Origin of the sequence: Pseudoponticoccus marisrubri (genome assembly GCF_001482405.1) — a bacterium.
Lineage (GTDB): Bacteria > Pseudomonadota > Alphaproteobacteria > Rhodobacterales > Rhodobacteraceae > Pseudoponticoccus > Pseudoponticoccus marisrubri.
In genome coordinates, this window is sequence record NZ_LPXO01000007.1 from 173,095 (window position 1) to 186,504 (window position 13,410).

Consider the following 13,410-nt stretch of genomic DNA (forward strand, 5'->3'; position numbering starts at 1 on the left):
CGGGGCCCAAGCCTAGTTCAGGATGCTGCGCATCGCGTCAAGGAAGGCGCGGACCTCGGCCAGGCTGTTGTAATGCGCCATCGAAACGCGGATGCAATCCGCCTGCCCCAGCGGCTCCAGGATGTTGCCCGAGTAGTGATCGGCCTTGCGCAGATGGGTGCGGATGCCGCGCGCGTTCAGCTCGGCCACGATCTCGGGCGAGGGACGCGCGCTGCTCCAGAAGGACACCAGCCCCTCGCGCGCGGCGTTCTCGATCCCGCCGATCACCTTGACACCCGGCAGCGACGCGAGGCCCGGCAGGTTGTCGGTGCCCTGCAGCATCGCCTGCGTCAGCGCCGTCTCATGCGCATGGATCGCGGCGGCCGCGGCCTCGATCCGCGCGCGACGGTCTCCGGCCTCCGAGACCTGTCCGCCCAGCCAGTCGAAATAGGACACCACGTCCGAGAAGGTGGCATAGGCGCCGGTGTCGCGCGTGCCCAGCTCCCACTGATGGGCGGGACCACCGACCAGCGAATCATGCGCCAGCGCGGTCAGCCGGTCCGAGGCCCAGGCCACGCCGTAGCCATGGCGCGAGAAGACCTTGTAGGGCGAGATCACGTAGCCATCCACATCCGCCTGCGCCAGCGAGATGCCGCCGTGGCAGGCATGCTGGATGCCGTCGACCACGATCAGCGCGCCCGGAGCCCGTTCGCGGATGACCCGGGTGATCGCGGGCAGGTCCATGCTGATCCCGGTCACCGGCGAGGTGTGCAACACCGTCACCACCGCGGCATCGGCCGGAAGTGCGGCGGCATAGGCCTCGGCCGTGACACGGCCCGTCGCATCGTCATGCGGGATCAGGATGTGCGCGCGCCCGGACTCGCCGGCCCAGCGGGCGCAGGCGCTGCGCGAGGCGGGATGCTCGACGGTCGAGCCCACCACCGGGCCCGGCGCCGCGCCGAGGCAGGCATCGCGGATCAGCCGGAAGAGCAGCTCGGTGCCGCTTTCGCCGAAGACCACCGCACCGCCCGGCGCGTCGAAGAAGGTGCGCACATCCTCGCGCGCCTGCGCGATCACCTCGACCAGCGCGTGCGAGGCCGGGTTGTCGCGGCCCTGGTTGTCTGGGATCGCCGCCAAGCGGGCCGAGGTCTCGACCACCTCGTTCAGGGTCAGCGCCCCGCCCGCATTCTCGAAAAAGATGCGCTCTCCGGTGAAGGGGCAGCGCTCCACATGGGCGAAACGGTCTCGGATCTCGGTCAGCAGCGCGTCGTCGAAGCTCAATGCGGTTTCCTCTTTGCCAATTCTGCCGCGGCCTCTTCGGCGGCGCGGTCGATATCCTCGGGGTCGCGGGACGGGATCGCGTAGGATCCGCCCAGCCATTTCGCCAGGTCCACATCCGCGCAGCGTTTCGAACAGAACGGGCGGTAGGCGGGCACGGTCTCGCGGTTGCAGATGGGGCAGCTCATGCCGGTTCCTTCACCTGATGTCGGTCAGCGCGACGCGGTCACGCTTGCGTTGCAGCTCGATCAGGCCCAGCGTCGTCCAGCCGGCAAAGATGGTCTCGACCGGGTCGCGTTTCAGCTCGGCCTTGAGCACCTGTTCCAGCTGGCGGCGGTCCTTCTTGGGGCATGGTGCGGGGTCGATCACGATCTGCCCGCCGAGACCCCGCAGCCGCAATTGCCGCGGCAGGTCGCGCAGCGCGGCGATATTGGCCTTGAGCCCGGCCGCGGGCGAGGTGTCGCCGCCGGTGTTCACGTCCACCGCGACAAGGGCCGAGGTGACCTCGACCATCATCGAGGCGCTGCCTGGCAGGGGCACGCGCGGGCTGGACAGCGCTTCCAGCGCCTCGGTCACGCCATGGCGCTCGAAGCTGCCGGGCTCGGCATCCAAGGCAGCGGGGGCCACCCATTCGCGCCAGGCCAGCGCATGCGGGCCGTCGCCCTCGACCAGCAGTTCCGGGGCGCCCTCGCTGTCGGCCAGAACCTGCCGGGCCAGCCCGGTCATGGCGAGGATGTCCTCGGCCACCTCGGACGGGTCGGCCTCGAAACAGGACGAGCGCAGGATCAGCCCCGCGCCCTCGGGCAGCGGCATCTCGGCCTGCGCCTCATGGGCCAGTTCCAGCAGCGCATCCCGCGCCGCCTCGTCGCGGATCTGGCGCGAGACGTTGAGCCCCGGCGCCCCCGGCGTGACGATGGCATAACGCGACTTGAACAGCAGCCGCTGGGTGACCGGCACGGCCTTGCCCGGCTCGGCATGGCCGGTGACCTGCACCAGCAGCCGTTCGCCCGGCTTGATCCCCTTGACCTGCCGCAGGAAGACCGGACCATCCGGCGTCGACAGGAACAGTCCGCCCTGCCCCTTCATCGGGCGGTCGGCCGTGGCGCGGTAGATGCTGCCGAGCCGCGGCAGGTCAGCATCGACCAGCAGGTCCTCCAGCCGACCATCGACCAGCAGCGCCGCGGCCTCCTGGCCCTGCCAGCGGTCCAGCGCGATCTGACGGCCCTTCATGAAGCACCTCCGTAAAGCGGGTAGCCGGCCGCCTGCAGCAGGTTCGCCGTCTCGGCCAGCGGCAGGCCCACCACCGCGGTGAACGAGCCGTTGATCCACGGGATGAAGGCCCCGGCCGGGCCCTGGATGCCGTAGCCGCCCGCCTTGCCCTGCCAGTCGCCGCTGGCGAGATAGGCGTTCAGCTCGGCATTCGACAGCATCTTCATCTTGACCTGCGTGACGACATCGCGCTCCCACAGGCGGCCCTCGCGGCGCACGGCGATGGCGGTGATCACCCGGTGGCGGCGGCCCGACAGCGCGGTCAGGAAGCCGGCGGCCTCCTTCTCGTCACGCGGCTTGCCCAGGATGCGGCGGCCCAGCGCGACGGTGGTGTCGGCGGCCAGCACGATCTCGTCGGCGACGGTGGGGATGGCCTCGACCTTCTCGCGCGCGATCCGGGCGCAATAGGCGCGCGGCAATTCGCCGGCGACCGGATCCTCGTCGATCTCGGGCGGACGCACGGCATCCGCGGTCACGCCAAGCTGGGCCAGCAATTCGCGGCGGCGCGGGCTGCCGGAGCCGAGAATCAGGCGGGGGGTCTCTGTCATGGGGCGGGTTCCGAACCTGTGGTGCCGCATCGAGTATCGCGGCGGCGCGCGAGGGGCAATCCGGTCGCGGCAAAAGCCCGGGTGCCGGAGGTCGCCCCCCAGACAAACGAAAACGCCGGACCCGCGGCCCGGCGTTTTCGTCACTCTGCCCTGACCGCCTACTTGAAGCGGTAGTTGATCCGACCCTTGGTCAGATCATAGGGCGTCATTTCCACCTGGACCCGGTCGCCTGCGAGGACACGGATGCGGTTCTTGCGCATCTTGCCTGCCGTATGTGCGATGATCTCATGGCCGTTTTCAAGCTCGACCCGAAACGTCGCATTGGGCAGGAGTTCCTTCACGACACCGGGAAATTCGAGCGTATCTTCCTTGGCCATGGTCTCTCCTAATTGCGGTCCGTGGTCTCGATCCCACGGCGCGCGATTATATGGTACGATCGGGCAGGTTTTTCAAGTCGGAAGTTAACGCAGCCGCACCGGGACGGCCGGATCCGCCCGCCCCAGCTGTTCATCCCAGTGCTGCCGGTTCAGCACCACCCCGTCGGCGCGCACATGCGCGATGGCCGCGGGATCGACCGTCGCATAGGTCCAGCCGGCCGTGTTCAACGCCCCGTCGGCGAGGATGCCGGTGGCGGGAAAGCCCGTGTCGGGCGGGCCGAACACTGCCCCGCGGCCCACGCTTTCGTCGATCGACTGGCTCCACGGTGCCGCGCCCACGACCGAGGACATGACCGCCGCGCACTGGTTCTCCAACGCGCGGGCGGCGGCGCCGATGCGCACCCGGCTGTGCCCGGCCAGCGCCTCGGTGACCGAGGGCACCAGCAGGATCTCGGCCTCGGCCAGCGCGCGGCCCAGCAGCGGAAACTCCGAATCGTAGCAGATCAGGATGCCGATCCGGCCCAGCGCGGTGTCGAACACCTGCAGCGGCCCGCCCGGGACCACGCGCCACTCGTCGCGCTCGAACCGGGTCATGATCTGCTTGTCCTGCACGCCCATGGCGCCTGTCGGCGTGAAGAGCCGCGCGCGGTTGACCGGGCGCGGGCCCAGCGTGTCGTCGAAGACCGGCGCCGAGGCGGCCAGGATATGCACGCCGTGGCGGGTGGCGAGCTCCGCATGCAGCGCGTCGGCCTCGGCGATGCGCAGGCTGACCGCGTGGATCGAGCGTTCCAGGTCGAAGGCGGCTGTCTCGCCCGCCAGTGTGGCCAGCTCCATCGCGCCGTACTCCGGAAAGACCAGCAGATCGGCCCCCTGCCCTGCCGCCTCGGAGACCCAGGCGGTCAGCTTCTCGGCATAGGCATTCCAGTCGGCCAGGAAATCAACCGGGTATGCGGCCGTGGCAACCTTCATGGCGTGTCCCCTTCCTCGTCCAATGCACGGATCCAGAATTGCAGCGGCTTCTCGGTCTCGGCCTGCTGATCCACGTCCTTCCAGCGAAAGTGTGCCACCACGCCGGGCAGCGGGGCATAGCCGCGCTTGCGCCAGAACGGGTCGAGCGGCGCGTGATCGGCGGGGCGCAGCGGATGGTCGGCGGGGCGGATCACGCCGCAGAAGGCGGAATACCGGAAACCCAGCTTGCGGGCATGCGCCTCGCGCAGGTCAAAGAAGCGATGCCCGATCCCGCGCCCCCGGTACGCGGGCAGCAGCACCGATTCGGCGCAGTAGAAGACCTGCGACAGGTCATACTCCGTGCCGGCAAAGGCGGCGGCGAAATCATCGGCATGGTCGGCCATGGGCGTGCCCGTGGCCGCGCCGACCAGCCGGTCGCCGTCGAACGCCCCCACCAGCACCGCCGTCGCGCTGTCGCGATAGGTCTGGATATAGCGCTGCTCATAGGTGAAATCCCCGTCATAGAGATACGGAAAGTCGCGGAACACCGCGATGCGCAGCCGCGCCACGTCATCCAGCGCGGCCTCGAGCGCCGCGCCGGTCAGCACCTCAACCCGCATCACGCGACCTGCCGCAGCCAGTCGGAGAGGTTGTAATAGGTGGTCACCCGCGTGATCTGCCCGTCCTTCAGCGTGAAGAAGGATCCCGCCGGCAGGCGGTAGCTCTGGCCGCGCGCCGCGGGCAGCTCGCCATCGGTGGCCTTGTAGGTGCCGTTCACCACGTATTCGGCCGCCGCGCGGGTGCCGTCCTCGCTGACGAGGATCACCATGTCGGTCAGCGTCTCGTCGTAGCAATGGTTCATGTGGGCGCAGAATTCGCCGAACTTGACCTTGCCGACGCGGATCTGCCCCTCGTTCACGTGATGCTCCACATCGGTCGACAGGCAGGCCAGCATGGCCTCGACATCGCCGGCGTTGAAGGCGTCGAAATAGTCCTGCACCACGTTCCTGCTCATTCCGGCCCCCATTTCTGCAGCACGTTCTTCACGATCTGGTCGCGGGTCTGGCGATAGGCGTTCAGCTTCTGCTCGCGCGATTCCCCGATGCCCGTGGGATCCATGACGGGCCAGTACTCGACCGTCAAATGGTAATAGCGAGTCAGCTCCAGCGCCCGGCGCTGCGAAGCGGGCGACAGGGTGACGATCACGTCGAAGCCCGACAGCGCCTCGCCCATCTGCTCCATCTCCTCGAAGCTGCGGGCGCGGTGACGGGCCAGTTCGACGCCGATCTCGGCGCAGACGGAAATGGCGAAGCCGTCGATCTCGAGGTCGTTCACCACGCCCACGGACTGCACGTAGGTATGCGTGCCGAAGAAGCGCTTCATGATCCCCTCGGCCATGGGCGAGCGGACGGCATTGTGATCGCAGCAGAACAGGATCGACTGGGGCAGTGCCGCCAAGCCTCAGCCCCCGAAATGCAGCACGCAGATCAGCGTGAAGAGCCGCCGCGCGGTGGCATCGTCGACCTCGACCTTGCCCTCGAGCCGCTCCTGCAGGATGCGCGCGCCCTCGTTATGGATGCCGCGCCGGGCCATGTCGATGGTCTCGATCTGGCTGGGCGGCAGCGTCTTGACCGCGTCGAAATAGGATTTGCAGATCTGGAAGTAGTCCTTGACCACCTGCCGGAAGGGCGACAGCGACAGGTGGAACTCGGCCGCCGTCTCGTGCGCCTCGGTCGAGACGGCGAAGACCAGCCGTTTCTCGCGGATCGACAGGGCCACGTGGTAGGGCCCCGGCGGCACCTGCCGGTCGTCGCGATTGGGCAGCGAGAAGCTGTTCTCCTCCATCAGGTCGAACATCGCCACGCGGCGTTCCTGTTCGATCTCGGGGGTCGGCGGCGGCAGGTTGGCGTCATCCAACTCGATATGCGCGATGCGGGTCATGAGCGCGTCCCTTGGCTGTTGCGCCTGCATAACGCGGCGCGGGACCCAAGGCAATGCTGCACCGCAGCATGGCGACACTTCGTAACAGGCGCCGCCATGCCACGGGTTCGGGGCCTAGCCCTTTTCGGCCTCGGCCACGTTGCGCTTGACCGACAGGAAGCTGTCCGGCGTGACCGAGATCGTGTCGATCCCGGCCTGCACCAGCAGCCGTGCGAAATCGGGATCGTTGCTGGGCGCCTGGCCGCAGAGCCCGATCTTGCGCCCCGCGGCACGGGCCCGGGCGATGGCCTGCTCGATCATCCACAACACCGCCGGGTCGCGTTCGCGGAACACCTCGGCCAGCGCCTCGCTGTCGCGGTCGATGCCCAGTGTCAGCTGGGTCAGGTCGTTGGACCCGATCGAGAAGCCGTCGAAACGCTGAGCGAACTCCTCGGCCCGGATTACGTTCGAGGGGATCTCGGTCATGACGTAGACCTGCAACCCGTTCTCGCCGCGGCGCAGCCCGTTCTCGGCCATCACCTCCAGCACCTTGTCCGCCTCCTCGGGCGAGCGGCAGAAGGGGATCATCAGGATCACGTTGGTGAATCCCATCTCGTCGCGCAGCCGCCGCATGGCGCGGCATTCCAGTGCAAAACCCTGCCGGTAGAACTCGGAATAATAGCGCGCCGCGCCGCGCAGCCCGATCATCGGGTTCTCCTCGTCGGGCTCGAACGAGCGCCCGCCCAGCAGGTCGGCATATTCGTTGGACTTGAAATCGCTCATCCGCACGATGACCGGCTTGGGGTGCCAGACCGCCGCGATCCGGGCCAGCCCCATGGACAGGCGGCGCACGAAATAGTCGGCCCCGTCCTCGAACCCGGTGGTCAGCGCGTCCAGCGCGGCGCGCTCCTCGGCATCCCGCACCGCACCGGGATCCAGCAGCGCCAGCGGGTGGGCCTTGATCTCGTTGCCGATCAGGAACTCCATCCGGGCCAGCCCGACCCCGTCCACCGGCAGCCGCCACCAGCGCACCGCGGCCGAGGGGTTGGCGACGTTCAGCATCACCCCGGTCCGTGTTTCGGGCACGTCGTCCAGCGCGATGTCCTGCGTCTCGATCCGCGCGATGCCGTCATAGACCGCGCCGTGATCGCCCTCGGCGCAGGAGACGGTGACATCCTGCCCGTCATGCAGCAGATGCGTGGCGTCGCCAGTGCCCACAACTGCCGGCAGGCCCAGCTCGCGGCTGACGATGGCGGCATGCGAGGTGCGCCCGCCATGATCGGTGACGATGGCCGCGGCGCGTTTCATGATCGGCACCCAGTCGGGATCGGTGGTCGAGGTAACCAGCACGGCGCCATCGACGAAACGGTCGATATCGGCGGCGCTGCGGATCAGGCAGACCCGCCCCGCCGCCGCCGCATTGCCCACGCTCAGCCCGCCGAGCAGCTTGCGCCCCGGATCGGTCACGTCATAGCTGCGCAGCACCGCGCCGCTTTGGCGCGCCTGCACGGTCTCGGGCCGGGCCTGCACGATGAACAGCTCTCCCGTCAGCCCGTCGCGGGCCCATTCCATGTCCATCGGCAGGCCGTAATGGCGCTCGATGATGGCGGCATAGCGGGCCAGCTCGACGATCTCGTGATCTTCCAGCACGAAACGCGCGCGCTCGGCCAGCGAGGTGGGCACGTTGCGCGTGGCGGACTCGCCCGGGCCGCCATGGATCATCTTGATCTCCTTGGCGCCCAGGTCCTTGGCCACGATCGGCTGGCGCGCGGGATCGTCCAGGAAGGGCTTAAAGACCTGGTACTCGTCGGGATCGACCGCCCCCTGCACCACGTTCTCGCCCAGACCCCAGGCGCCGGTGATCAGCACGAAGCGGTCGCAGCCGGTCTCGGTGTCGATCGAGAACATCACCCCCGAAGCGCCGATATCGGCCCGCACCATGCGCTGCACGCCCACCGAGAGCGCCACCTCCTGGTGGTCGAAACCCTGCACCTGCCGGTAGGTGATCGCGCGGTCGGTGAAGAGCGAGGCATAGCAGCGCCGGCACGCATCCAGCAGCGCCGCCTCGCCGGTGATGTTGAGATAGGTCTCCTGCTGGCCGGCAAAGCTGGCATCGGGCAGGTCCTCGGCCGTGGCGCTGGACCGCACGGCGACCGAGGGCGCGTCATCCCCGCTCTGCCGCGCGAGGGCGCGATAGGCGGCGCGGATGTCCTCGGCAATCACTTCGGGCCAGGTGCCGGCGATGATCGCCTCGCGCAGGGCGCGCCCGGTCTCCTGCAGCGTGGCGCGGCCCTCTTCCAGCGCCGCGATGCGCTCGCGGATCACCGTGTCCAGCCCGTTCTCGGACAGGAAGCGGCGATAGGCGTCCGCGGTGGTGGCAAAGCCGCCGGGCACGCGCACCCCCTGCCCGCCAAGCTCGGCGATCATCTCGCCCAGCGACGCGTTCTTGCCCCCCACGCGCGGCACGTCGCTGCGCCGAAGCTCCTCGAACCAGATCAGATTCTCAGCCAAACGTCCTCTCCTCTCCCAGACGCGCCCAGTCTAGACCGCCCCGCCCGGGCGGCCTTGACGTCGATCATGGCAGAAGGAGATTGGCGCGCGCGCGGTCCGAAACGGACACGACCGCCGGCCGGGGCGCGTCGGCGTCCCGACCGGCGGCCGCGCCGGGGGAGGAGCCCGCTCAGGCCACCTTTTCGCCGATCCCCGAGATGGCCTGGATGAGGTTGTCCTCGGTCACCTCCTCGGAGGTGAAGGTGCGGATGATGCGGCCGCTATACATGGCGACGATGCGGTCCGAGACATGCAGCACCTCGGGCATCTCCGAGGAGATGACGATCACCGCATAGCCCTGCGCGGCGAGGTCGCGCACCAGCTTGTGGATCTCGGACTTGCTGCCCACGTCGATGCCGCGCGTGGGCTCGTCCACGATCAGCACGTTGGGATGCATGGACAGCCACTTGCCGATCACGATCTTCTGCTGGTTGCCGCCCGACAGGTTGCCCACCTGCTGCTTCCAGCCCGGCGTGCGGATGTCCAGCCGGTCACGGTACTGGTCGAAGATCGCGATCTCGGCGCCGTCGGCCACGAAGGGTCCGGCGGTCAGGTCGTCCACCTGCGGCAGGGTCATGTTGTCGCGACAATTCATGCCCAGCACCAGCCCTTGTGTCTTGCGGTCCTCGGGCACCAGCGAGATGCCCTTGCCGATCGCATCGGCCGGCGAGGTGATGCGCGTCTCCTGCCCGTCCAGCCGGATCTGCCCTGCCGAGGGGGTGCGCAGCCCGAAGAGCGTCTCGGCGATCTCGGTGCGGCCGGCGCCCACCAGCCCGTAGAAGCCCAGCACCTCGCCGCGGCGGACTTCGAAGCTGACATCGTGGTAGAGCCGACCGCAGCTGAGATTGCGCACCTCGAGCGCCACGTCGCCCAGTTCGTGATGGCTGGCATTGCGGCTGAGATCCAGCTTGCGCCCGATCATCAGCTGGGTGACCTCTTCCTCGTTGGTCTCGGCGGTGTTCAGCGTGCCGCGATACTGGCCGTCGCGCAGCACGCTGATCCGGTCGGTGATCTTGAAGATCTCCTCCATCCGGTGCGAGATGTAGATGATCCCCACCCCGTGCGCGCGCAGATCGGCGATCACGTCGAACAGCACCACCTTCTCGGCATCGGTCAGGGATGCGGTCGGCTCGTCGAAGATCACAGCCTTGGCATCCACGGTCAGCGCGCGGGCGATCTCGACCATCTGCTGGTTGGCGATCGACAGATCCCCCACCCGGGTGCGCGCGTCGAAGCCGACCTTGAGCTTGCCGAGGATGGCGTTGGTCTTCTCTTCCAGCCTGGGCCAGTCCACGAGGCCGAAGCGCTTGCGCGGCAGCTCGCCCAGGTAGATGTTCTCGGCCACCGACAGCTCGTCGGCCAGGCTCAGCTCCTGGTGGATGAAGACGATGCCCTTGGCCTTGGCGTCCAGCGGGCCCGACATGACCGCCGGTTCCTCGTTGATGATGATGCGCCCCTCGTTGGGTTGCAGGATGCCGCCCAGCACCTTCATCAGGGTGGACTTGCCGGCGCCGTTCTCGCCCATCAGGGCGTGCACCTCTCCGGGCATGACGCTGAAGGACACGCCATCCAGCGCGCGCACGCCCGGGAAGGTCTTGACGATGTCCTCGAGCCGCAGGGCGGGGGTCGGATCGGTCATATCTTCAGCTCCTCTTTGCCCTTCACGTTCAGCTGGCGGTCCAGGAACAGCACCGCGATCAGGATCAGGCCGATCACGAGGTTCACCGTCTCGGTATCGGCGCCGATATGCGACAGCCCCTTGCGCAGCAGCTGGATCGCCAGCACGCCGCCGAAGGTGGACAGGATCGAGCCCGCCCCGCCGGTCAGCTTGGTGCCGCCCAGCACCACCGCGGTGATCACCCAGAGCTCGTAGAGCTCGCCATCATTGGGATTGACCGACCCGCTTTCGGAGTAGAACACCACCGCGGACAGCGCCGCGAGAAAGCCCACGATCATGAAGTTGATCATCATGTGGGGGCCCACGCGGATGCCGGCATTGACCGCCGCCTCGCGGTTGTTGCCGATGGCATAGGCGTTGCGCCCGTGCACGGTGCGGTTCATCAGGAACCAGATCGCCGCGGTCACCAGAAGCAGGAACCATGTCGCCGTATGCAGGCCCAGGACCTGCGCCTCGGCGAAATCGACCAGCGTCCAGTTCAGGTGGCTGGTGGGTTGCTCGCCGTTATACATGAAGACCAGCCCGCGATAGCCCAGCATGGCGCCCAGCGTCACGATGAAGGCGTCGACGCCGGTCTTCCAGACGATCAGCCCGTTCAGCGCGCCCAGCACGAGTCCGGTCAGCAGCGCCAGCAGCCAGCCCACCGGGATCACCCAGTCGCCAAGCCCGGCAAAGACGGGCCATGTCATGCTGTCGAGAAGGATGACCGCGCTCAGCGCATAGATGGCGCCGACGCTGAGGTCGATATTGCCGTTGATCATGATGATGGTCATGCCCATGGCGATGATGCCGATCGGCGCGGACTGCTTGAACAGCAGCAGCATGTTGTCGACATCCATGAAGGCCTTCTCGCTCAGCGACAGGAACTCGCCCGCCACGGTGAAGAAGATCAGCTCCAGCACGATGAAGCCCCAGATGGCGCCGCGCTTGAGAAAGGTGGAGAGTGCTCCGGGTTGCATGGGTCGTGCCTCCTTACGCGATCGGGGACCAGAGCTTGCCGCGCTTGGCCGCGATATCCAGCCAGACCGCAAGAATGATGATGACCCAGGTCACCACGTACTGGACGTAGAATTGCAGCCCGACCAGCAACAGGCCGTTCTGGATGAAGCCCAGGATCAGCACGCCGATCACCGTCTTGAAGATGGTGCCCGAACCGCCCAGCAGCGAGGCACCGCCCAGGATGACCGCGGCCAGCACCTCCAGTTCCATCCCCTGCCCCACGGTGTTCTGCGACCCCAGCGACCGGCTGGCCTGAATCAGCCCGGCGATCGCCACGCAGAGGGCCGAGAGCACGTAGCAGGAGAACACCACCCGCGCCCGCTTGATCCCCGAGAAGGTCGCCGCGGTGCCGTTGCCGCCCACCGCATAGACCTTGCGCCCGAAGGGCGTCTTGGCCAGCGCGATGCCCAGCACCGCCGCCAGCGCCGCGAAGAGCAGGATCGGCACCGGGATGCCCAGCGCCTCGCCCTGGCCGAAGATGCTGAACCAGGTGCCTTCCTTGTCGGCGATATCCATGTTCTTGCCGCCCGAATAGGTCAGCGTCAGCCCGTGGATCGCCGAGAGCATGCCCAGCGTGACGATCAGCGAGTTCAGTTTCAGGTACCCCACCAGGAAGCCGATGAAGGCGCCCAGGCACAGCGTCATGGCGAACATCGCCGGGATCGCCAGCGCGGGCCCGATCTTGTCGTGCAGGTCCAGCACGACGATGGTCGAGAAGGACATCATCGAGCCCACCGACAGGTCGAGATTGCCGCTGATGACCACGAAGGTCACCCCCAGCGCCATCACGCCCAGGATCGCCGACGAGCGGATCACGCCCAGGATGTTGTCGGGATCGATGAAGCGCTGGTTGGCCAGCGCAAAGCCGATCATGAACAATGCGAAGGCCACGAGAATGCCCTGGCGGGCCAGCAGCCCGCCGATCTGTTGACGTGTCATTTCCGACATGTCGTCCTCCCCCAATGCCGCGCCCCCGCGGCGGCTGTCATACCAGCGTCATGCCACCGTCGATCATGACGATCTGGCCGGTCATGTAGTCGCTGTCCTTCGACGCAAGGAACGTCGTGGTGCCCGTAATGTCCTCGGGCCGGGCCACGCGCCCCTTCAGGATCGTGGCCGAGAATTCTTCCATCGCCTGGCCCGGGCGTTCCGCAGCACCGATCTTCATCAGGTCCTGGTCGACCTGTTCCCACATCTCGGTCGCCACCACGCCCGGCGCGAAGCCCGTCACCGTGATGTCGTGCCGCGCCAGGTCGCGCGCACCCGATTGCGTCAGCGACACCACCCCCCATTTCGAGGCGCAATAGGGCGCGACATTGTCGAAGCCCTGCCGGCTGGCGATCGAGGCGGTGTTGACGATCTTGCCCGGCGTGCCCTGCCGGATGAATTGCTGCGCCGCCTCCTGCATGCCGATCAGGCAGCCCAGCCCGTTGACATCCATGATGAAGCGCCAGTTCTCCTCGGTCACGTCGAGAAAGTTCATCGGCCGGTTGACGCCGGCATTGTTGAACTTGACGTCCAGCTTGCCGAACATGTCGACCGCGTGGTCGATCATGGCGCGGACCTCGTGGCGCTTGGTCACGTCGACCTGCGCATGGGTCAGCCCGACCCCCTGCGCCGCGGCACGGTCGGCATTTGCGGCGGCGACCGCGGCCACCTTGTCGCCGTTGATGTCGGCGAAACAGACATCGGCGCCCTCGTCCAGCAGGGCCTCGCCGATGGCACGCCCGATCCCCTGCGCCGCGCCGGTCACGATGCAGGAGCGGCCCGAAACGCGGCCCCCCGAAACTCGGCCCATGGCGTCCTCCCGAAATGCGGTATGCAAAATCACGTCGGGCCGGGCGCGCGTGTCGCGCCCGGCCCC

The 13,410-nt window shown here is 67.7% G+C and carries 15 protein-coding genes; all 15 read right to left on the minus strand.

Features of this window, described 5'->3' with window-relative positions; all coding sequences use genetic code 11:
- Window positions 1-12 precede the first annotated feature (12 nt).
- A complete protein-coding gene (locus AVJ23_RS13420; RefSeq protein ID WP_058862709.1) occupies window positions 13-1,260 on the minus strand; it encodes an aminotransferase class V-fold PLP-dependent enzyme in 1,248 nt (415 codons plus the stop codon).
- Entirely contained in the window at window positions 1,257-1,445 is a 189-nt protein-coding gene (locus AVJ23_RS13425; protein ID WP_058862710.1) for a DNA gyrase inhibitor YacG, read from the minus strand. Before AVJ23_RS13425 ends, AVJ23_RS13420 begins: the two co-directional genes overlap by 4 nt.
- 10 nt (window positions 1,446-1,455) lie before the next feature.
- Window positions 1,456-2,487 carry a ribonuclease E/G gene (locus AVJ23_RS13430; protein ID WP_058862711.1) on the minus strand — a complete coding sequence of 344 codons (1,032 nt, stop codon included), beginning with the start codon at window positions 2,485-2,487 and terminating at the stop codon, window positions 1,456-1,458.
- Window positions 2,484-3,074 (minus strand): Maf family protein, encoded by a 591-nt coding sequence (locus AVJ23_RS13435; RefSeq protein WP_058862712.1) that lies wholly within the window; start codon window positions 3,072-3,074, stop codon window positions 2,484-2,486. Before AVJ23_RS13435 ends, AVJ23_RS13430 begins: the two co-directional genes overlap by 4 nt.
- 158 nt (window positions 3,075-3,232) lie before the next feature.
- Window positions 3,233-3,451, minus strand: a complete 219-nt coding sequence (gene infA, locus AVJ23_RS13440; protein ID WP_005620785.1) for a translation initiation factor IF-1 — start codon at window positions 3,449-3,451, stop codon at window positions 3,233-3,235.
- An 84-nt stretch (window positions 3,452-3,535) separates the two neighbouring features.
- Window positions 3,536-4,420 carry a carbon-nitrogen hydrolase family protein gene (locus tag AVJ23_RS13445; RefSeq protein WP_058862713.1) on the minus strand — a complete coding sequence of 295 codons (885 nt, stop codon included), beginning with the start codon at window positions 4,418-4,420 and terminating at the stop codon, window positions 3,536-3,538.
- Entirely contained in the window at window positions 4,417-5,019 is a 603-nt protein-coding gene (locus AVJ23_RS13450) for a GNAT family N-acetyltransferase (protein ID WP_058862714.1), read from the minus strand. Before AVJ23_RS13450 ends, AVJ23_RS13445 begins: the two co-directional genes overlap by 4 nt.
- Window positions 5,019-5,414 carry a nuclear transport factor 2 family protein gene (locus AVJ23_RS13455; RefSeq protein WP_058862715.1) on the minus strand — a complete coding sequence of 132 codons (396 nt, stop codon included), beginning with the start codon at window positions 5,412-5,414 and terminating at the stop codon, window positions 5,019-5,021. Before AVJ23_RS13455 ends, AVJ23_RS13450 begins: the two co-directional genes overlap by 1 nt.
- Complete coding sequence (locus tag AVJ23_RS13460; protein ID WP_084794575.1) at window positions 5,411-5,857, minus strand: arsenate-mycothiol transferase ArsC; 447 nt, start codon at window positions 5,855-5,857, stop codon at window positions 5,411-5,413. Before AVJ23_RS13460 ends, AVJ23_RS13455 begins: the two co-directional genes overlap by 4 nt.
- A gap of 3 nt (window positions 5,858-5,860) precedes the next feature.
- Window positions 5,861-6,340 carry a UPF0262 family protein gene (locus AVJ23_RS13465; RefSeq protein WP_058862716.1) on the minus strand — a complete coding sequence of 160 codons (480 nt, stop codon included), beginning with the start codon at window positions 6,338-6,340 and terminating at the stop codon, window positions 5,861-5,863.
- A 114-nt stretch (window positions 6,341-6,454) separates the two neighbouring features.
- The gene (ppsA, locus tag AVJ23_RS13470) at window positions 6,455-8,830 is read right to left on the minus strand and encodes a phosphoenolpyruvate synthase (RefSeq protein WP_058862717.1); all 2,376 of its coding nucleotides are present in this window, start codon (window positions 8,828-8,830) and stop codon (window positions 6,455-6,457) included.
- A gap of 169 nt (window positions 8,831-8,999) precedes the next feature.
- Window positions 9,000-10,508, minus strand: a complete 1,509-nt coding sequence (locus AVJ23_RS13475) for a sugar ABC transporter ATP-binding protein (protein ID WP_058862718.1) — start codon at window positions 10,506-10,508, stop codon at window positions 9,000-9,002.
- The gene (locus AVJ23_RS13480; RefSeq protein ID WP_058862719.1) at window positions 10,505-11,506 is read right to left on the minus strand and encodes an ABC transporter permease; all 1,002 of its coding nucleotides are present in this window, start codon (window positions 11,504-11,506) and stop codon (window positions 10,505-10,507) included. Before AVJ23_RS13480 ends, AVJ23_RS13475 begins: the two co-directional genes overlap by 4 nt.
- A gap of 13 nt (window positions 11,507-11,519) precedes the next feature.
- A complete protein-coding gene (locus tag AVJ23_RS13485) occupies window positions 11,520-12,494 on the minus strand; it encodes an ABC transporter permease (protein WP_058862720.1) in 975 nt (324 codons plus the stop codon).
- A gap of 37 nt (window positions 12,495-12,531) precedes the next feature.
- Window positions 12,532-13,344, minus strand: coding sequence for an SDR family oxidoreductase (locus tag AVJ23_RS13490; RefSeq protein WP_058862721.1), 813 nt, complete (start codon window positions 13,342-13,344; stop codon window positions 12,532-12,534).
- Window positions 13,345-13,410 lie beyond the last annotated feature (66 nt).

Coding starts and splice junctions, on each gene's coding strand:
- AVJ23_RS13435 (WP_058862712.1), bottom strand. CDS start 3,074: ATGACAGAGACCCCCCGCCTGATTCTCGGCTCCGGCAGCCCGCGCCGC.
- AVJ23_RS13425 (WP_058862710.1), bottom strand. CDS start 1,445: ATGAGCTGCCCCATCTGCAACCGCGAGACCGTGCCCGCCTACCGCCCG.
- AVJ23_RS13485 (WP_058862720.1), bottom strand. CDS start 12,494: ATGTCGGAAATGACACGTCAACAGATCGGCGGGCTGCTGGCCCGCCAG.
- AVJ23_RS13430 (WP_058862711.1), bottom strand. CDS start 2,487: ATGAAGGGCCGTCAGATCGCGCTGGACCGCTGGCAGGGCCAGGAGGCC.
- AVJ23_RS13490 (WP_058862721.1), bottom strand. CDS start 13,344: ATGGGCCGAGTTTCGGGGGGCCGCGTTTCGGGCCGCTCCTGCATCGTG.
- AVJ23_RS13445 (WP_058862713.1), bottom strand. CDS start 4,420: ATGAAGGTTGCCACGGCCGCATACCCGGTTGATTTCCTGGCCGACTGG.
- AVJ23_RS13480 (WP_058862719.1), bottom strand. CDS start 11,506: ATGCAACCCGGAGCACTCTCCACCTTTCTCAAGCGCGGCGCCATCTGG.
- AVJ23_RS13455 (WP_058862715.1), bottom strand. CDS start 5,414: ATGAGCAGGAACGTGGTGCAGGACTATTTCGACGCCTTCAACGCCGGC.
- AVJ23_RS13475 (WP_058862718.1), bottom strand. CDS start 10,508: ATGACCGATCCGACCCCCGCCCTGCGGCTCGAGGACATCGTCAAGACC.
- infA (WP_005620785.1), bottom strand. CDS start 3,451: ATGGCCAAGGAAGATACGCTCGAATTTCCCGGTGTCGTGAAGGAACTC.
- AVJ23_RS13450 (WP_058862714.1), bottom strand. CDS start 5,019: ATGCGGGTTGAGGTGCTGACCGGCGCGGCGCTCGAGGCCGCGCTGGAT.
- AVJ23_RS13465 (WP_058862716.1), bottom strand. CDS start 6,340: ATGACCCGCATCGCGCATATCGAGTTGGATGACGCCAACCTGCCGCCG.